This is a genomic window from Streptomyces sp. YIM 130001 (genome assembly GCF_003574445.1).
Classification (GTDB): Bacteria; Actinomycetota; Actinomycetes; order Streptomycetales; family Streptomycetaceae; genus Streptomyces.
The window spans coordinates 72543-91112 of the sequence record NZ_KZ984564.1; the positions used below are offsets into that span (position 1 = coordinate 72543).

Sequence of the window (18570 nt, forward strand, 5' to 3'; positions counted from 1 at the left end):
ATCGTGCAGGACGACGTCGCCGTGGACCGAGGAGAAAGAGCTGTGAGCACCGAGAACGAGGGCAACGAGGTACCCCCCGCCCCGTCCGAGCCGCCCGCCGCTCCGCCGGCCGCACCCGATACGCCCGCCGCGCACGCAGCGGACGGCGCGGCACCATCCGCCCCGGCGGACCGGACCGGCGAGAGCGCCACCACCCCGCCCGCAGAGGGCGCCACGACCCAACTGCCGCCCGTACCGCCGGCCCCGGAAGACCATGCCGCGCACGGCCACCCGGCACCGGGCCCCGCCCCGCAGGGCTGGGCCGCACCGCCACCCGCGGTGCCCGCCTACGCGGGAGCGGGCGGCGGAGGCCACGAGTGGGGCGCGGCGTACCAGCCGCCTCCGCACGCGTCGGGCCGCGGCAAGGGCGGCCTCGTCGCGGGCGTGCTCGCCGCCGCTCTGGTGGCGGGAGGCCTCGGCGGCGGAATCGGCTACTGGGCGGCCGAGCGCAACGACAACTCGGCCGACTCCACCACCGTCTCCGCGTCCGAGACCCCCGCCGACCTGAAGCGCGAGCCCGGCACCGTTTCCGCGATCGCCCAGAAGGCTCTGCCGAGCGTCGTCACCATCGACGCCCAGAGCGGCGGCGGCGAGGGCGGCACGGGCACCGGTTTCGTGTACGACCGCGAGGGCCACATCCTGACCAACAACCACGTGGTCGCCTCCGCGGCCGAGGGCGGTCAGGTCTCGGCGACGTTCTCCAACGGCAAGAAGTACGACGCCGAGGTCATCGGCCGCGCCCAGGGTTACGACGTCGCCGTACTGAAGCTGAAGAAGGCCGACGGCCTCAAGCCCTTGTCCCTGGGCAACTCGGAGAAGGTGGCCGTCGGCGACTCGACCATCGCGATCGGCGCTCCCTTCGGCCTCTCCAACACCGTCACGACAGGCATCATCAGCGCCAAGAACCGCCCGGTCACCTCCAGCGACGGCGCGAGCAACAAGAGCTCGTACATGAGCGCCCTGCAGACCGACGCCTCGATCAACCCGGGCAACTCCGGCGGCCCGCTCCTCGACGCGCGCGGCGCTGTCATCGGCATCAACTCCGCCATCAAGCCCGCGGAGAGCGGTTCGGGACTCGGCGGCGGCCAGGGCGGTTCCATCGGCCTCGGCTTCGCCATCCCGATCAACCAGGTGAAGAACGTCGCGGAGCAGCTCATCAAGTCGGGCAAGGCTGTCTACCCGATGATCGGCGCCTCGGTCTCGATCGAGGAGCGCTCCGACGGTGGTGCCCAGGTCTCCAGCAAGGGCGCCGGCGGCGGCGCGGAGCCGGTCACGCCGGGCGGCCCGGCCGACAAGGCGGGCATCGAGCCCGGCGACGTCATCACCAAGCTGAACGACCGCATCATCGACAGCGGCCCGACCCTCATCAGCGAGATCTGGACCCACAAGCCCGGCGAGAAGGTGAAGCTCACCTACAAGCGCGACGGCAAGGAACGGACGGTCGACGTGGAGCTCGGCAGCAAGGGCGAGGACTGAGTTCTCGCGCGACGCACGACGGCCGGTGAACGCCGCCGGTGAACGGCCGCTGTAGTCAAGGCGTCCACACCGAACCCTCCTGACTCCGGGTGCCTCCCGGGGCGGGAGGGTTCCGCCGTTCTGTCGTTCCGCCGTTCCGTCGTTCTGTGGTTCCTGCGGATCCCCCGCTCCGACGCTCCGATGCCGAGGCATTTACGTATGCCCGACTATTATGGATACTCGAATAGTCGGCAAAACGAAGATGCCGCCGGACGACGTTGCCAGGCGCCAGTAGTCGGCAGTCGGCAATCGGCAGGAGAGGGGCGCACGTTGGCGGTGAACACGGCGTGGATGCGGGCGGTGCTGCCCCTCTGCCTGCTCGGGGTGCTGGACGCCGAGGAGAAGAACTACGGGTACGCGCTCCTGAGCCGCCTCAGCGACGCAGGTCTCGAAGGCGTGAAACCCGCGACCCTGTATCCCGCCCTGACCCGGCTGGAGGAGGCGGGAGCCGTCGAGATCGAGTGGGGAGCGGGCGACGGCGGCCCGGGACGGAAGTACTACCGCATCACCGAGCAGGGGCGGGAACAACTCCGGCGGGACAGCGCCGCCTGGCGCGATCTGAACCGCACGGTCACCTCCCTGGCCAAGGACCGCACGGCGGCAGACTCATGACGACCACGGGGGCAGTTTCATGACGACCACACAGAAGCTCGTCTGGCCGCACGAGGAGGACGAGCAGTGGGCGGCGGCCGTCCAGCTGCGCCTCGCACTCGACCAGCACGCCCCGGTCGACATCGCGCACGAGGTACTGGCCGAGGCCCACGACGCGGTCACCGAGGCGGGCCGCAGCGCACCGGACCTCTTCGGCGACCCCGCGGAGTACGCGCGCGCCGCGGCCGATGAACGGCTCGGCGAGGAGTACCGCGCGCAACGGGACTCCCACGGAACGACACCCGGCGAGCGCCTCACCGCAGCTCTCGCCACGCTCGGCTTCGTGGGGATCATCGTCCCCGTGCTGCGCTGGATCAACGAAGGCCTGTGGTGGCAGGTCAGTTGGCCGTCACTCGCCGGGTTCGCGACCGTCGTCGCGGTGGCCGTCCTCGTCTCCTTCGCCCTCGCGCTCAGGGCCGCGGGCCGCATCGCCGGCACGTGGATCTGTGCGGCCGGCGCCGTCGTCGTGATGGGCGCCGGCGCCGCTGCCGCCGGCCTCCTGCCCGACGGGACGCTGTTCGACTTCCCCCTCCCGCTCCTGGCGGCGGCGGGCGGTGCCACCCTCGTCGGCGCCGTCATGTTCCCCGACGCCACCGTCGACCGCTGGTTCACCCAGAGCTGCCGCGGCAGCGACGAGCGCTGGCTGTCCCACGCGGAGGGCCTGCTGCGCGGCCGTCACGCCATGTCGGCCGCCGAAGCACGTGCCCACATCCAGGAGGCACGCCAGCACCTGGCCGCCTCCGGCGAGAGCGCCGAGGACGCCTTCGGCGAGGCCGAGGTCTACGCGATGCACCTGTCCGAAGGCCCGCGCAGGGAACAGCGGTTGGCCCGGCGCAATCTGTACGGCGCCACAGCCTTCGCCCTCCTGGTCGCCGTGTCCTTCGCCGACGATCTACGCGATCCGGACCCGACGTCCCCGTGGTTCTGGCTCACGACAGCAGCGGCCGCCTACTTCGTCTGGTACGTGGCACGCGGCTGGCGCCGGGCATTCACCACCGCCGCACCCAAGCGTCCAACCCGCGACACCGAGCCCGGTAAGCTGTAGCCCGCTCCGCCCGACGGACCGGAGCCGAGGTGGGTTGCCCGAGCGGCCTAAGGGAACGGTCTTGAAAACCGTCGAGGTGCAAACCTCCGTGGGTTCAAATCCCACACCCACCGCAGTAGTTGAAGGCCCCTGACCAGGCGAAACGGTCAGGGGCCTTCGGCATGCCCAGTGTCCGTCGGGGACCGCTGTTCCCCTTGGTTTCCCGGTCGAACGGGCACGGGAGGGGCACGCGGAGGGCACAGCGATCAACGGCGACGCCGCCGCGTCAGTCGCCCGCGAACCACACGTAACTGCCCGGAGTGGACACGCACTCCCCCAGTAGTGCCGCAAGATCATCGAGCGCTGCGCGTTGCCGCGCATCGGGGCACTTTTCTCTCAGGCCGGGTACTTCGCTGAGGGCGGCTGCGGCTTCCTGCTCGTTCATCACCCTGTCGCCGTACGGGTCGACAGTGGCGAGCCGCCCGGGAACGCCGAGGTAGTGAAGCGACCCCAACGCGTCGGTCAACGCCTCTCCGTCACCGCCACACCTCCGCAAGAACGTCGCGCGCGACTTCCTCCAGTTGCGGGCTGGACGAGCGGAGTGCAGCTCCACGTCAATTGCCATGCTCGCCATTGTTCATGCGGCGAACGGCGTGCCGTACGTACGTCGTGTCCATGATTGGCGAAAGATTCCAGGGGGTGGTCGTCCTTCCCCGCCGTCCAGCCGTCATGGTTGTTCGGCTGCGAGTCGCAGGGAGTCTGCGACTCGCTCGGGGCGGCAGCGGCGCAGGCCTTCGGCCAGGGGCACCCACTCCCACCGGTCGTGCTCGGGGTCGACCAGCTCGACCGGGGTGCCCCAAGGTGCGTCGAGCAGGAACTGGGCCCAGTTCGCCTGGGTGCTCGGCAACGGCCGCAGCGTGGAGGCGAGAGCGGCCAGGTGTGGTCCGGCCTCCTCGGCCAACTCGCGCACCGCCCCTTCACGCACGTCCTCTCCGGGCTGCCGGGCACCGGCCGGTGGTGTCCAGGCCCAGTCGCCCTCGAAGTCGGGTCCTTCGTGGGCCCGGTGCAGCAGCAAGTACCGCGTTCCGTCGGGGGACTTGGTCCTTACCACCACGGTTGACCCGTACGGGGGCTCCGGGTTGATCGGCAATCCGTCGTAGGTGGTGCGCGGCTCCGGGGTGGGCTGTGCGGTGTCGTCAGCAACCATGGCGACGACCCTTATGGAGACGATGCCGGGCCGTCAACGGCCCCTCCGGCCGGACCGGCAGGTTCCCGCCGAAGCCGGATGCTGTGGATGGCGTCGGGGCTGACGGCGCTCACGCGGGTTCATGTCCTTCGCTGCTGTACGGCACAACGAAAAGGCCCCGGACTGATCGTCCGGGGCCTCTCACCTGTGTGCACTCGGCAGGATTCGAACCTGCAACCTTCTGATCCGTAGTCAGATGCTCTATCCGTTAAGCTACGAGTGCTTGTCTCCGGGGCTTTTCCGCCCCGTCGGCGTTGCGGGAACAACATTACATGACCCGCGCCGGGAGGCGAAATCCGTTTACCGAACCCGGGCTGACCTGCGGGTTCACCGCTGGAATGGGCTGTTTTGGAAACGACTCAGGGAGCCCGGTCACGTGGACCGAACTCCCTGAGTCGTACTGCGGAGGCGGAGGGATTTGAACCCTCGATGGGGGGTAAACCCCAAACCGCATTAGCAGTGCGGCGCCATAGACCGGACTAGGCGACGCCTCCAGCACACCCGCGCGAAGCGCGTGATGTTGCAGATGATGGCACAGCGGCGCGCTGCGTCACCAATCGGCCCCTACGGTACTAGGCCCCCGGGCCGGCGGGCAAAGCATCTTCGCGGGGCGCAACGTCGGCGCCGTACGGGCGTTAGTCGTAGTGGTCGTCAGTACGACCGACGTGCGATCGCCTCGAACCCTGGAGCCCTCATGCTGCGCCGCCTGGCCGTCACCGCTGTTGCGTCCGTCGCCGCGCTCTGCGCGGCACCCGGCCTCGCGCAGGCCGCCGATGCCGCGCCCCTGCCGCTCGGCCGGCTCGACCTGCCGCCGGTCGAACCGGACCGCCTCACCGTGACCGTCGCGGAGACGGGAGGCGCCGGTGACGGGACGTACGAGCTGGAGTGCGGTCCCGGCGTCGCGGCCGGTACGCATCCCGCCGCCGAGGCCGCCTGCGAGCAGCTCGACGGTCTGGCGGCCGAGGACCGCGACCCGTTCGCCCCGGTATCGGCCGATGCGATGTGCACCATGCAGTACGGCGGTCCGGCCACCGCACGCGTGACCGGCAGCTGGCAGGGGAAGCCGGTGGACGCTGCGTTCGAGCGGGGCGACGGCTGTGAGATCGGTCGCTGGGACGCGTTGGTTCCCGTACTGCCCGAGGTCTGAGTCCAGGTGGGAGGTGGCGCGACGGTCCCGTGACCGCGTGCCCGCGAGGCGCTCACAGCTCCTTCGTGCGACCTCCCTGTCATCCGGCGTCGCGCGGGCAACCCGTGCCCGTAGACTCGCTCCCGTGACACGCAACGGGCCAAGGGGCAAGATGGCCTCGGCGGTCGGCAAGGTGCGGTAAAGGGAGGATCCGTCGTCGTGAGCAGCAGGCCATCCCGAGGCGCTGCTCGCCTCGCAGCCATACTCGATGCCCTACCGGACGCACTCCTGCTGGTCAACGCCAACGGCACGGTCGTCAACGCCAACACCATCGCGCTCGAGACCTTCGAGACCAGGGGCTGGGCACTGGTGGGGCGCGGACTGCTCGATCTGCTGCCGGAGTTCGACTCCCGGCTGATCCCCGGATCGATGCGCAGGCCCGACTCCTCCGACGGGCGGGGCCAGACCAAGCCGCGGCGCATGACAGCACGGCGTACGGACGGCAGTGAGTTCCCCGTCGAGGTCACCAGCGCGAATCTGGAGGACGGGCGGGACGCGTACGAGAGCCATGGCTATTCCGGGGACGAGCTGCTGATGCTCGTTGTCCGCGATCTCTCCGGGACCGTGGACACCGAGGCCGAGCTCGTGCGTTCGCAGCGGCAGACGGAGATGATCCTGCGGGCCGCCGCCGAGGGGCTCGTCGGCACGGACACCGATGGCTGTGTCGTGCTGGTGAACCCGGCCGCCGCGCAGATCCTCGGCTATCGCGCCAGCGATCTCGGCGGTAAGCAACTGCACCCGCTCGTCCAGCACTCGCGTCCCGACGGTGAGCCCTTCCCGTACGAGGAGAGTGCGCTCGCCGACACTCTGCGGTCCGGGCGCAAGCACCGGGTGCGCGGACAGGTTCTGTGGGCGAAGGACGGCAGTCAGGTGCCGGTGGATCTGACCACCGCGCCCGTGCGGGACGGCGACCAGCTGGTGGGCGCCGTTCTCGCGTTCACCGACCGCAGGTCGTACGACAAGCTGGTGGCCCGGCACGGCAAGGAGACCGAGGAGGCGCAGCGGCGCTACGACATGCTCGCTGAGCAGTCCCAGGAGCAGTACGCGACGCTGGCCGAAGAGGCGAAGGACCGGTACGCGGCGCTCGCCGAGCGGGAGCAGGACCGCTACGAGACGCTCGCCGAGCAGGAATCCGCGCGCTACGAGTCGCTTTCCGTGCGGCACTCTCAACTCCTCGCGGTGCTCGGTGACTCGCTGCGTGGACCGCTCGACCAACTGCGCGGCGAGCTCGGTGCGCTCGCCGCCGATCCGGCCGGGCAACTGTGGCCCGAGGCCAACCAGGTGCTGCACCACCTGTCCGCCGGGTATGCGCGCATGACGACGCTCGTCGACAACGTCCTGGCGTACCAGCTCCTCGATTCCGGTGCCGAGAAGCTGCACCGCGAGGTCGTGCTGCTCGACCAGGTCGTGGCGGCCGGTGTCGACGGTGCGGTCGAGCTGATCGGGCCAGGGCGGGCCCAGTTCGCGGTGCATGCGCCGGCGATCGAGGTGGAGGTCGACGCGGCGCGGCTCGCGACGGCGCTCGCGCATCTGATCGCCGATGTGGCCGGCATCGATGCCACCGGCAACACCCGTGCGCCGGCTGCCGCCGCACCTGGCGGGTTCCTGGACTCGACGGTCGTCGTCGCGGCGGCCCAGCGGGGCGAGGTCGTACGGATCGAGGTGCGTGGTCCGTACAGCGGCGGGGATCCGGTGCACGAGCCGATCGTGCGCGGGATCGTGTGTGCCCACGGCGGGGTGCTGCAGACCCACGAGGTGCCGGGTACGCCCGGCAGTGCGTATGTGCTCGAGGTGCCGATCGGCGGGGCAGTCGACGGCGGTGCGGGGCTCGGCGAGCAGGACGGTGGGGAGAGCGTCGAGGGCGGGCGGCGGCGTGGCCGGCGCTCTTCGGTGAGTTCGTTCCTGGACAACGGTGCGGCGGAGCTCGAGGCGGATGGCGGGTCTGCGGCGGGCGAACTCGCGGAGGCCGGTGCGGAGTCGGCCGAGGGGGCGCAGGCGCCGACCGGTCGGCGGAGGCGGCGTGCGGCAGCGGGTGGCGATGGTTCTGAGGGGCAGGTTCCGGGGCGGGGCGGGCAGCTTCCGCGGCGGGACGGCCGGTCTTCGGCGGCGGCCCGCGAGGCGGAAGCGCGTCCTGACGACGCGGGCGTAGCCGGCGGCTCGGACTTCGGTGGGGTGGCGGCCGGTTCGGAGCAGGGCGGCGACGGTGGTGCCGCGTCCGGCGGGACCGGGCGCCGGCGCCGTCGGCAGGCCGGAGTGCTGGAGGGCACGGGCGACGGTGGGGCCGTCGGACAGGGCGAGGGTACGGACGCCGGGCAGGTGGGAAACGGTGGCGGCGAGGCGGCTGCCGGGCCGTACGGTGCCGTGGTCGCTGCGGGTGAGCCGTCCGGCGCAGGCATGCCGCACGGTCTCGGTGCGACGGTGCCGCCGCAGGGCATGGCGATGCCGCAGGCCGAGGCGCCGACCGGGCGCCGGGCCCGGCGTGATCCCGCGAGCGCGCTGCCTGCGCTGCCGTCGGCGGGAGCGGAAGGTGCGGGCGCCGGTGGCGAGGTCGAGCAGGCGGCCAGACCGGGTGGGCGGCGCGCTCGTCGCGCGCTCGCGGCCGCCCGTGAACGTGCGGCGCAGCAGGAGCCGGGCGAGCGCACGCCGTTCGCGCTGCCGCCCGCCGAGGCGGACCGTACGGCCGGGTCGCCCGACCATGCGAGCGAACTGACCGGGGAGGTGGCCAGGTTCCCCGGGGCGGGTGATGCCGGTCAGCAGGGCTTGGGCGTGCCCGTTCCCGAGCAGGCGGAATCCGGACTGCCGGCCGCTGGTCAGCCGTCTGCCGGCGGTCAGTCGGCCGCTGGTCAGGTTGGGCACGTCGGGCCTGGTGGTGTGCCGCAGGCCGGTGCCGGACGGGCGGAGATTCCTGGGCAGGGTGCCTACTTGGACCAGCCCGTTGCCGTCGCGGGGCATCTTCAGGAGCAGCCGTACGCCGATGACTCCGGGCAGGTCGGGCAGGGCGGGCCGGTGCACCGGGGTGCGGGGCCCGACGCTGGTTCCGGTCATGCCGGTTCCGTAGCGCCGTCGCCGTCGCCGTCCGGGCCGGAGGATCCGCGGGTCGCGCACGGTGGCACCGGACAGCCGGTCGCGGCGCAGCAGGCGGGTGCAGGGGTGACGGTGGACGAGTCCGAGCCGCAGATCCCTCATCAGGCCCCGGATCCGCGTGCCGCGCAGCAGGCCGACCCGAGGTCCGCGCCGCTGCCCCATCAAGCCGGCTCACAGGTCAGCCGGCACTCCGGTCCTCAAGGGCTCCAGGGCGCGCACCACGGGCAGCAACCGCCCGGTGGTGACGGTGACTTCGTCGTGTCCCCCGGCGTCCCGCCCGAGCAGGCCGCCGCGCACGACATCGCGGACAGCGGTCCCTCGGCCGATCACACGCCGCCGCAGGCCCACCCCGTACAGCGGCCTACCGGTCGCCGCCGTGCGGCCGCGCTGCAGGAGGCGGGTGGCGACGCGTCCGGTACGGGCCACCCGGTCCCGGACGGCCCGACCGGTCACGACGCTGCCGGTGTTTCCGTTCCGGGAGCACTCCCTGCGGCGTTGCCGCCCGAGCAGCCGGCCGACGGTCCCGTGGGCCACGGCGAGCCGGAGCCGCCGAACGCGGTCCAGCCGTCCAACGCGCCCGAGCCGCGGGCCCGGCTCGCTCAGCCGTTGCCCGCCGAGGCAGGCACCGACGGGCGTGGGACGGCGGCCGCCGAGATCGACGATCCCAGCAACTCGACGCAGGGCAGGGCCATAAGGGTGCGCACGCTGGGGCAAGGTGTCCCGTTCGCACAGCACGTTGCGGAACAGCAGCGCAGGCCGCAGCCCCAGTCGCTCCCCTCCGCGCCGCAGCCGCTGCCCGGGACGCAGAGCGCCGGGGCCGCGTCCGCGCCGCAGGCCGGGCAGGACGCGACCGGGCAGACGCGGACCGGTGGCGGTCAGCCGGCGGGCGGTTCCGGCCGTCGTCGTCGACTGGGTACGCCCGGTGAAGCGGAACGGCACACCGGCGCGGGCCAGGGCGCGACGGGTCAGACCCCGGCAGGCCCGAACGTGTCCGGTCACGACGTACCGGAGGGACCGGACGCGACGGCCCAAGCCGGGCCGCAGGCGCCGGCCCAGCACCAGGTGCCTGGCCGCCGGGAGGCGCACGGGCCGTCGGGGAATGCACCGGCGGCCGCTCAGCCTCCCGCCGGGCCCGACGCGACCGGTGGTCGGGGGCAGGCACATCCGGCCGCCCCGTCGCTGCCAGCTCAGGGCGCGCCCGGGCAGCCCACGCATCAGACTCAGGGCCGGGCGTTCGCCATAGGAGCACCGGACGCCGGTGCCGAGGGACCCGAGCCGCTGGACGGTCCGAACGGCGCGGTGGAGGTGGCCAACCGACCCCAGCCGCAGCCGATGGACGACGAACTTCCGCCCGAGCCCCTGGACAACCCACGCCGGCTGCTCGTCTGGCCCGCTCCGGACGTGTCCACGGAGCAGGCGCTCAGCGACCGTGGCTACCGGCCGGTGATCGTCAACTCACGTGACGAGGTGGACGCCCAGATCGCCGCCTTCCCGGCTGCGCTCTTCGTGGATCCGCTCACCGGTCCGATCACCCGTACCGCACTGCAGTCGCTGCGCCAGGCCGCCGTCGCGGCCGAGGTTCCGGTGCTGGTGACGGCGGGTCTCGGACAGGCCACGCGGGAGGCGGCGTACGGCGCCGGCCCCGCCGTACTCCTCAAGGCGCTCGCTCCGCGGGACAGCGAGCAGCACCCGTCGCGGGTTCTGCTCATCGAGGAGCACCCCGAGATCGCGCTTGCGCTGACGACCTCGCTGGAACGGCGGGGCATGCAGGTGGCCCAGGCGGGCAACGATGCCGAGGCCGTCGATCTCGCGACCCGGATGCACCCGAACTTGGTCGTGATGGACCTGATGCAGGTGCGCCGTCGGCGGGCCGGGATCGTCGACTGGCTGCGGGCCAACGGGCGCCTCAACCGCACCCCGCTCGTCGTCTACACCGCCGCCGTCGATCAGGCCGAGCTCCCGCGCCTCGCCTCGGGCGAGACGGTGCTCTTCCTCGCCGAACGTTCGACGAGCACCGAGGTGCAGTCCCGGATCGTCGACCTGCTGGCGAAGATCGGTACCAACTGATCGGTACCAACTGATCGGTACCAACTGATCGGTACCAACTGATCGGTACCAATTGATCGGTACCAATTGATCGGTACCAGCTGATCGCAACTGGCTGATGGGCTGAGTGGAGTCAACTGAGCTGTTCTGGCGTGGTGTTCGTACGCGGCTCCCTCGTGCGGGCGCCTCGGCCGGGATGGACGGACAACGGGGCGATGTTCCACGTGAAACATCGCCCCGTCACGGCCCGGCGCTGCGGGGGCCGGCCTGTACACCTACTGCTGGGGCTTCACCTGCTCCACGTCCAACTCGCCCTCCGCGTACTGCCGGCGGATGACCTTCTTGTCGAACTTGCCGACGCTCGTCTTCGGTACGGCCGGGATGATCGCCCAGCGCTCCGGCAGCTGCCACTTGGCGATCTTCTCGGCGAGGAACGCGCGCAGTGTCGCGAAGTCCGTGCTCGCGCCTTCCCGGAGAACCACGGTCGCCAGCGGCCGCTCCCCCCACCTGTCGTCCGGTACGGCCACGACGGCCGCCTCGGCGACATCGGGGTGCGCCATCAGGACGTTCTCCAGGTCCATCGACGAGATCCACTCGCCGCCGGACTTGATGACGTCCTTCGCCCGGTCGGTGAGCGTGAGGTAGCCGTCGGGGCTGATGGTCCCGACGTCGCCCGTCTTCAGCCAGCCGTCCTCGCTGAACTTGTCCGCGGGGCGGAAGTCCTCGCCCGCCGCACCGCCGTAGTAGGCGCCGGCGATCCACGGGCCGCGCACCTCGAGTTCACCGGCGGACTCGCCGTCCCAGGGCAGCACCTCGCCGTCGGGTCCGGTCAGCCGAGGCTCGACGCCGGCCGGGAAACGTCCCTGGGTGAGCCGGTAACCCAGCTCTTCTTCCTCATTCGCGTCGGCGGGCGGGCGGGCGATCGTGCCGAGCGGCGAGGTCTCGGTCATCCCCCAGGCGTGGCAGACCTGGACGCCGAGCTTGTCGTACGCCTCCATCAGGCTGGGCGGGCAGGCGGCGCCGCCGATGGTCACCTGGGTGAGCGAGCTGATGTCGCGCGGCTTGGCGGTGAGTTCGGCGAGGAGCCCCTGCCAGATGGTGGGTACGGCCGCCGCGTGCGTCGGACGCACGCTCTCGATCATCTCGGCCAGGGGCTCGGGTTGCAGGAAGCGGTCCGGCATCAGCATGTTCACGCCGGTCATGAAGACGGCGTGCGGAAGTCCCCAGGCGTTGACGTGGAATTGGGGGACTACGACCAGGGTGGTGTCGTGGTCGGTGAGGCCCATCGACTGCGCCATGTTCACCTGCATCGAGTGCAGGTAGATCGAACGGTGCGAGTAGACGACGCCCTTCGGGTCACCCGTCGTGCCGGAGGTGTAGCACATGGCGGCCGCGGTGTTCTCGTCGAGCTCGGGCCAGTCGTAGCTGGTCGGCTTGCCGGCGATCAGCTCCTCGTACTCGTGGACCGGAACGGCGGCGTCGGCCAGCGGCGTGCGGTCGCCCGGGCCGCTGACGACGATGTGCTCGACGCTCGCCAGATGCGGCAGCAGCGGTGCGAGCAGGGGGATCAGCGAGCCGTTCACCAGGACGACCCGGTCGGCCGCGTGATTCACGATCCACGCGAGCTGCTCGGCGGGCAGCCGGAGGTTGAGGGTGTGCAGGACTGCGCCCATACAGGGAACGGCGTAGTAGGCCTCGACGTGCTCGGCGTTGTTCCACATCAGTGTGGCAACGCGCTGATCGCCCTCGACGCCCAGGTCCTCGCGCAGGGCGCGGGCCAGCTGGGCGGCCCGTTCTCCGATCTCGCCGTAGCTGCGATGCTGCGGGGCACCGTCACCGGTCCACGTCGTCACGTGCGAGGAACTGTGGATGGTCGACCCGTGCCTGAGCAGGCGGGTCACGGTCAGCGGTACATCCTGCATGGTGCTCAGCACGGCGTCCTCCCGGTGGGCGCTACGGAGCAGTAGGTTTCCGCCGATTCTCACTTCATACCAGTCGGTATGTCACTAGCTCCGTGCGTACGAAAATGAGGGATCTGGCCGGAAGCCGCTTACTGCGGGCCTTCCGTATCCTCGCCGAGCCGGGGTGTGGGCGGTGTGAGGGCGGGCGCGGGGCGCTGCTCCGAACGGGGCCCTTCGCAAGGAAGAGCGTCCGGCGGGTGTGGGCGGTGCGGGCGGTGCGTGGGGAGATGGCCGCGTGGGAGTCAGCGGACCGGGTTGAGCTCCGGGTCGTCCCGGAGCTTGGCGAGGGCGCGGCTGACCGCGCTCTTCACCGTGCCGATCGAGACATCGAGCACCTCCGCGGTCTGCGCCTCGCTGAGATCCTCGTAGTACCGCAGGACGACCATGGCGCGTTGCCGGGCCGGCAGCTTCATGATCGCGCGCCACATCGCGTCCCTGAGCACCTGCTGTTCGGCGGGGTCACCCACCGGTGCGGGATCCGGCTCGGGCAGCTCCTCGCAGGCGAACTCGTCCACCTTGCGCTTGCGCCACTGCGACGTGCGGGTGTTCAACAGGGCCCGGCGTACGTATCCGTCGAGCGCCCGGTGATCCTCGATCCGCTCCCACGCGACGTACGTTTTGGTGAGCGCGGTCTGCAGCAGGTCCTCGGCGTCGCAGGGGTTCGCGGTCAGCGAGCGCGCGGTGCGCAGCAGTACGGGCTGGCGGGCCCGCATGTACGAGGCGAACGACGGATAGGACGGCGCGGGGGCGGTCCTCGCGGAGACCTTCGATGCGCTGGTGCAGACAGGCGTGGTCATAGCTCAACGCTAGGAGTGCGGCCTGTCCGAGCGGATCGGCCGGAGGTCCCGAAGCGGTGTCCGCCTCAGGTTGTACGAGGGGTGCTACCTCCACCTCCTGAGGGTGGAGGAGGCTTTGCGCCTTCCTCGGGGTATCGCCGGATGCCCTCCCTTGCGGGGTGCCTCTGTGCTGCATGAATTGTGCCGTGGCTGTGGTCGTCGTGCTCGTCGTGCTCGTCGTGCTCGCAGTGCGCGTAGTGCCGTCGTGCGGGCCCGACCCGCTGTGGCGGGCCCGACGTCGGCCGTGGACGGTGGGGTTCAGGTGACGATGCGGGCCACCGGGGCTTCGACCAGGTTGCGGTCGACGTTGAGCGTGCGGCCGCCGTACGTCTCCTTGGAGTTGCCCCGGTACTGGTGGATCCGGCGGTGCGGGAACCAGGAGCCCTGGTCGAGCGCCGGTTCGCCGTACAGGTCGGGAGCGGTGTTCCAACGTGCGAACCAGATCACCTCGGGCAGGTCCTCCACTCCTGCCCGCCGTGCCTGCTGCATGTGCGTCACGCCGGAGTCCGCGCTGCTGTAGAAGCCGGGCAGGTAGCCCTGGCTGCGTACTTCACGGTTCCAGGCGCGGACGAAGGCGAGGGTCTTGTCGGCGCACGCCTTCTTCTTGATGTCGTAGGACTCCATGTCGAGGTAGAGCGGGCTGCGGGGCTGGATGCCGAGTGCCTCCGCCCGGTTGACCGCGTCCCGTCCTTCGGCCTTGCCCTGTCCCTTCGGGTCTCCGGTGATGCGCACGTCTTGCTTGTTCTTGGCGTGGACGCACGGCGACTGCGAGCCGACGTACAGCGGCAGCACCCCCCAGCCCTGGTCGTCCACGGACCGCATCCACGAGCGGTCGAGGTTCGGTTGCTTCTTGCAGTGCCGGCCCCTGCCTCCGACGTAGACGCCGACCGCCCCGTAGTCGGACGAGCGCCAGGCCGACATCGTCGAGGTGGCCGGGGCTTCGCAGGTGTCGAACGCCCAGCCGCGGTAGACCTGGGCGCGAGCGATCTCCTCGCCGGGATCGGCGGCACCGGCCGGCGCCACGCAGGTGAGCGGGAGCAGAGCAGCCACCGGGAGCAGCGCGCGCTTCATGGCCAGTCTCATGATCGGTTCAATTCGTGCCATGTCATGAGTGAACGGGCCGGGGGCCGCAAAAGCCCCCGAACACACGCCGGTTCAGCCGTCCGAGCCCAGAATCAACCCTGATGTGGGGACACCGGTACCGGCGGTGACCAGCACCCAGGACGCTTCGGGTATCTGATTCACCGCCGCGCCCCGTATCTGGCGGACTCCCTCGGCGATGCCGTTCATCCCGTGCAGATACGCCTCGCCGAGCTGCCCGCCGTGGGTGTTGATCGGCAGCGCCTCCTGCGCGACGAAGTCCGCTGCCTCACCGGGTTTGCAGAAACCGAACTCCTCCAGCTGCATCAGTACGAACGGAGTGAAGTGGTCGTAGAGGATGCCGACATCCATGTCCGTCGGTCCGAGACCGGAGGTCCGCCACAACTGCCGGGCCACCACGCCCATTTCGGGCAGGCCGGTGAGATCGTCCCGGTAGAAGCTCGTCATCTGCTCCTGCCCGCGGCCCGCCCCCTGGGCCGCGGCGGCGATGACCGCCGGTGAACGGCGCAGATCCCGGGCCCGCTCCACGCTGGTCACGACGACCGCCTGGCCGCCGTCGGTCTCCTGGCAGCAGTCGAGCAGGCGCAACGGCTCCACGATCCACCGTGAGGCGGCGTGATCCTCGAGAGTGATCGGCTTGCCGTGGAAGTAGGCGGCCGGGTTCGTCGCCGCGTACTTGCGGTCGACGACGGCGACCCGGCCGAAGGCCTCGGGCGTCAGACCGTGCGTGTGCAGATAGCGCTGGGCGGACATCGCGACCCAGGAAGCAGGGGTGAGCAGGCCGAACGGCAGTGACCAGCCGAGTGCGGCTCCCTCGGCGGACGGCTCGCGATGCTGCACGCCGGACCCGAATCTGCGCCCCGACCGTTCGTTGAACGCCCGGTAGCAGACGACCACTTCGGCCACACCGCTCGCCACCGCGAGTGCCGCCTGCTGGACGGTCGCGCAGGCCGCACCGCCGCCGTAGTGGATCCGTGAGAAGAACGAGAGCTCCCCCATGCCGGACGCCTGGGCCACGGTGATCTCCGGGCTGGTGTCCATCGTGAACGTCACCAGGCCGTCCACGTCGGCCGGTGTGAGCCCCGCGTCGTCCAGGGCGACCCGTACGGCCTCGACGGCCAGGGTCAGTTCGCTGCGCCCGGAGTCCTTGGAGAACTCGGTGGCGCCGATGCCCACGATCGCCGCCCTCCCGCCCAGGCGGTCCGCCCTGCTGACGCTCATGCCGCACCTCCTTCCGCTCGGGTGCCAGTGATCGGCGCACCGCGGGCACCGGCCGGCGGGCGGGTGACGGTCACCGAACCGGTGACGTGCTTGCCCAGGTCGTTGGCGCCCACCACCTGGATCTGCAGGGTGTCGCCGTCGACGGCGGTCACATGGCCGGTCAACACCATCGTGTCGCCCGGGTAGTTGGGCACGCCCAGGCGTATCGACACCTTCCGCAGGGTCGCGTCGGGAAACTGGTCGGTGATGTAGCGACCGACGAGGCCGTTCGTGGTCAGGATGTTCATGAAGATGTCGGGGGAGCCCTTCTGGCGGGCCAGCTCGGCATCGTGGTGGACGTCCTGGTAGTCGCGGGAGGCGATGGCTCCGGCCACGATCAGCGTGCGGGTGACGGGGATCGTGAGTGGCGGCAGCTCGTACCCGACCCGCACGTCCGCGTCCGCGCCCGTGCCCGTGTCTATGTCCTTGTCTGTGTCCGTGGCCATCTCCTCTTCCCTGTGCATGGCCCGCTCCTCGTCCCGCGCCGTGAACCGCCCCGTGCTCGTGCTGACGCCTGCGCTCATCCGGGTTCCTCCGCCGCGGCCGTGAACGGCGATCGCGTCGCCCAGCTCCGCCAGGACCTGAGCGCCGCAGCCCAGGTAGGCGTCGAGCTGACGGCCCCACAGGAAGTGGCGGTGCACGGGATGTTCCACATCTGCTCCCGTCCCGCCGTGCAGGTGCTGACCGGTGTGCACGACGCGCTTGCCCGCCTCGGACGCCCACCAGGCGGCGGTGAGCGCGGCCTGCTCGTGGGGAAGCCGCTGGTCCCGGCGCCAGGCTGCCTCGTAAGCGGTCACCCGTATCGCCTCGGTGTCCATATGGGCGTCGGCGGCACGCAGCAGTACGGCCTGCTTGGCGGCGAGCGGCTTGCCGAACTGCTCCCGGACGGAGGTGTACTCCACAGCCCGGGCCAGCGAACCGGCGCACACCCCTGCCTGCAGCCCCCCGAAGGCCACGCGTGCCGATGCCAGCACGTCGCGGTACACCCCAGCGGCATCGGACCGGCCGTCGAGTCCGGGCTGCGCAGAGCTCGCTTCCCGATCGAACTGTGCCGGTTCGCCGAGCAGTTCGCCTCGTGCCCCGTCGAGCACGAGTCTTCCTGCCGACCACGGCGCGGTCAGCTCCACCGGCTCCACACCTGAGGGCGCCTGCCCTCCACTTCCGGGCGTACGGCCGGTCTCCGTCAGGAAGCAGCCGACTGATGTCCCGCCGTCCGGAAGGGCCAATCGCGCCGGCACCAGCACCCGGGTCGCGTCCCGCAACCAAGGCACCGCGGCCAGCGTCCCGGACAGCCGCCACCCGGCACCGTCGGCCTCCGCCACGACCGACCGCAGCGGGAACGCGCCGGTCACCACCTCGGCGCCGCTCCGCAGCCGCGGCAGCAAGCTCTCGCGTTGCCGCACGGTCCCGTGCTCGGCCACCGCATGCACTCCGTACAGGCAGGTGACGGCGAACGGAACCTGAGCCGTGCAGCGTCCCTGCTCCTCCAGAAGCAGGACGAGGCCGAGCAGCCCGAGCTCCTCGACGGCGGCCGGGAGCCCCGCGGTGCACAGGGCCGACCACAGCTCCCGGTCGGTGCCGGTGCCGGCCTTCGCCAGGCGCTCGGGAGTCGACAGGTCCCGGAAGATCTGTGCGGCGAGGTCACGGGCGGCCGCCTGCTCCTCGGTGGGCGTGAAGTCCATCTCAGCCCTCACCTCCACCGACACCGGCCATCCGGAACATCGGCAGCCGCAACCCGGCCTCCACCTGCTGGAACTCCAGCCGCACCGGGGCGCCGATCCGGACCTGCCGGGGCGGGACACCCACCACGTTGCTCACCAGCCGCACGCCCTCGGACAGCTCTATCAGGCCCACCGCATACGGCGGGTCGAAGGCCGGGAACGGCGGATGGTGCATCACCACGTAAGAGAAGACGGTGCCGTCGCCGCTCGCCCGGACCGTGTCCCAGCCGGCTGCCCCGCAGGCGTTGCAGCCGGGCAGCCAGGGGAAGCGCAGGGTGGCGCACTCCGTGCAGCGCTGGATGAGCAGCTCGTCGCGCTGCACTCCGTCCCAGAATCCGGCATTGTCGCGATTGACGACCGGACGGGGTCTCGCCTGCGGCTCGACGGCTCCCCTCGGGCCGGTGCTGCCGTCGCCTGAACTCCGCTTTCCCGGCGCGTACTTGAGGATGCGGAAGCGGTGCGTCCCGGCCGGCTGTCCGCCTGCCCGGACGTCCATGCGCGTGGTCACGAAGTGGCCCGTGCCGAGCTTGGTGGTCTTCAGTGGGGACACCGATTCGATGACCGCGTCGAAGGTGATCCCGTCTCCCACCCGCAGGGGCCGCAGATACTCCTGCTCGCAGTCGGTGGCGACGACCGAGGTGTATCCGGCGTCGTCGAGCAGCGCGAACAACTCCTCGTGCGCCGTAGTGCGGCCCGCATGCCCGGAGAGTCCGCCCATCGTCCAGGCCTGCAGCATCGTCGCCGGAGCGACGGCGTCCGGTCCTCGGTACGCAGGGCCGGCATCGCCCATCGCCTCGCACCAGTGCCGGATCATCGCCTCGTTCACCACGTCCTTGCCCTGGCCGGACTCGGCGGCCGAACGGCCCTCGTACGCCCGCAGTTGCTCGTACAGATCCATCT

13 protein-coding genes, 3 tRNA genes and 1 pseudogene are annotated in these 18570 nt (G+C 71.1%); 6 read left to right on the forward strand and 11 right to left on the reverse strand.

From position 1 onward, the window contains the following. Positions 1-42: 42 nt before the first annotated feature. From DSC45_RS27050 to DSC45_RS27065, 4 genes are all read left to right on the forward strand, one after another. Entirely contained in the window at positions 43-1515 is a 1473-nt protein-coding gene (locus tag DSC45_RS27050) for a S1C family serine protease (protein ID WP_119294584.1), read from the forward strand. Between the two features lie 315 nt (positions 1516-1830). Continuing rightward, on the forward strand, positions 1831-2166 hold the full coding sequence (locus tag DSC45_RS27055) for a PadR family transcriptional regulator (protein WP_240434879.1): 336 nt from the start codon (positions 1831-1833) through the stop codon (positions 2164-2166). Between the two features lie 19 nt (positions 2167-2185). Then, on the forward strand, positions 2186-3250 hold the full coding sequence (locus DSC45_RS27060) for a hypothetical protein (RefSeq protein ID WP_119294586.1): 1065 nt from the start codon (positions 2186-2188) through the stop codon (positions 3248-3250). Positions 3251-3278: 28 nt separating this feature from the next. Next, a tRNA-Ser gene (locus DSC45_RS27065) sits at positions 3279-3363 on the forward strand. 152 nt (positions 3364-3515) lie between these two features. On the opposite strand, the gene DSC45_RS27070 is transcribed toward DSC45_RS27065, so the two are convergent. From DSC45_RS27070 to DSC45_RS27085, 4 genes are all read right to left on the reverse strand, one after another. Further along, complete coding sequence (locus tag DSC45_RS27070) at positions 3516-3854, reverse strand: hypothetical protein (protein ID WP_119294699.1); 339 nt, start codon at positions 3852-3854, stop codon at positions 3516-3518. A 102-nt stretch (positions 3855-3956) separates the two neighbouring features. Beyond that, positions 3957-4436 (reverse strand): NUDIX domain-containing protein, encoded by a 480-nt coding sequence (locus tag DSC45_RS27075; protein WP_119294587.1) that lies wholly within the window; start codon positions 4434-4436, stop codon positions 3957-3959. A gap of 189 nt (positions 4437-4625) precedes the next feature. Further along, positions 4626-4698: transfer RNA gene (locus tag DSC45_RS27080), tRNA-Arg, on the reverse strand. Between the two features lie 180 nt (positions 4699-4878). Next, positions 4879-4969 (reverse strand) — tRNA-Ser (locus tag DSC45_RS27085). Positions 4970-5169: 200 nt separating this feature from the next. On the opposite strand from DSC45_RS27085, the gene DSC45_RS27090 reads away from it, so the two are divergent. Together DSC45_RS27090 and DSC45_RS27095 are read left to right on the forward strand one after the other, a co-directional pair. Further along, on the forward strand, positions 5170-5622 hold the full coding sequence (locus tag DSC45_RS27090) for an SSI family serine proteinase inhibitor (RefSeq protein ID WP_119294588.1): 453 nt from the start codon (positions 5170-5172) through the stop codon (positions 5620-5622). A gap of 198 nt (positions 5623-5820) precedes the next feature. Continuing rightward, positions 5821-10812 carry a PAS domain-containing protein gene (locus DSC45_RS27095; RefSeq protein WP_119294589.1) on the forward strand — a complete coding sequence of 1664 codons (4992 nt, stop codon included), beginning with the start codon at positions 5821-5823 and terminating at the stop codon, positions 10810-10812. 254 nt (positions 10813-11066) lie between these two features. Here the strand turns inward: DSC45_RS27095 and DSC45_RS27100 are convergent, their stop codons facing one another. The 7 genes and pseudogenes from DSC45_RS27100 to DSC45_RS27130 all read right to left on the reverse strand — a co-directional run bounded on the left by DSC45_RS27100 (position 11067) and on the right by DSC45_RS27130 (position 18568). Beyond that, entirely contained in the window at positions 11067-12725 is a 1659-nt protein-coding gene (locus DSC45_RS27100; RefSeq protein ID WP_119294590.1) for a long-chain fatty acid--CoA ligase, read from the reverse strand. 269 nt (positions 12726-12994) lie between these two features. Then, the gene (locus DSC45_RS27105; RefSeq protein WP_119294591.1) at positions 12995-13549 is read right to left on the reverse strand and encodes a SigE family RNA polymerase sigma factor; all 555 of its coding nucleotides are present in this window, start codon (positions 13547-13549) and stop codon (positions 12995-12997) included. A gap of 297 nt (positions 13550-13846) precedes the next feature. After that, positions 13847-14692: a DUF1906 domain-containing protein gene (locus tag DSC45_RS27110; RefSeq protein ID WP_119294592.1), complete on the reverse strand. Its 846-nt coding sequence runs from the start codon at positions 14690-14692 to the stop codon at positions 13847-13849. A gap of 51 nt (positions 14693-14743) precedes the next feature. Next, positions 14744-15910 (reverse strand): lipid-transfer protein, encoded by a 1167-nt coding sequence (locus DSC45_RS27115; RefSeq protein ID WP_119294593.1) that lies wholly within the window; start codon positions 15908-15910, stop codon positions 14744-14746. Further along, entirely contained in the window at positions 15907-16341 is a 435-nt protein-coding gene (locus DSC45_RS27120; protein WP_205571448.1) for a MaoC family dehydratase, read from the reverse strand. Before DSC45_RS27120 ends, DSC45_RS27115 begins: the two co-directional genes overlap by 4 nt. A gap of 159 nt (positions 16342-16500) precedes the next feature. Further along, positions 16501-17631 (reverse strand): annotated as a pseudogene (locus tag DSC45_RS27125) (acyl-CoA dehydrogenase family protein); the annotation flags it as partial. A gap of 1 nt (position 17632) precedes the next feature. Next, the gene (locus DSC45_RS27130) at positions 17633-18568 is read right to left on the reverse strand and encodes a bifunctional MaoC family dehydratase N-terminal/OB-fold nucleic acid binding domain-containing protein (RefSeq protein ID WP_119294594.1); all 936 of its coding nucleotides are present in this window, start codon (positions 18566-18568) and stop codon (positions 17633-17635) included. Positions 18569-18570: the final 2 nt, after the last annotated feature.

Coding starts and splice junctions, on each gene's coding strand:
- DSC45_RS27070 (WP_119294699.1), bottom strand. CDS start 3,854: ATGGCAATTGACGTGGAGCTGCACTCCGCTCGTCCAGCCCGCAACTGG.
- DSC45_RS27105 (WP_119294591.1), bottom strand. CDS start 13,549: ATGACCACGCCTGTCTGCACCAGCGCATCGAAGGTCTCCGCGAGGACC.
- DSC45_RS27115 (WP_119294593.1), bottom strand. CDS start 15,910: ATGAGCGTCAGCAGGGCGGACCGCCTGGGCGGGAGGGCGGCGATCGTG.
- DSC45_RS27110 (WP_119294592.1), bottom strand. CDS start 14,692: ATGGCACGAATTGAACCGATCATGAGACTGGCCATGAAGCGCGCGCTG.
- DSC45_RS27130 (WP_119294594.1), bottom strand. CDS start 18,568: ATGGATCTGTACGAGCAACTGCGGGCGTACGAGGGCCGTTCGGCCGCC.
- DSC45_RS27060 (WP_119294586.1), top strand. CDS start 2,186: ATGACGACCACACAGAAGCTCGTCTGGCCGCACGAGGAGGACGAGCAG.
- DSC45_RS27075 (WP_119294587.1), bottom strand. CDS start 4,436: ATGGTTGCTGACGACACCGCACAGCCCACCCCGGAGCCGCGCACCACC.
- DSC45_RS27090 (WP_119294588.1), top strand. CDS start 5,170: ATGCTGCGCCGCCTGGCCGTCACCGCTGTTGCGTCCGTCGCCGCGCTC.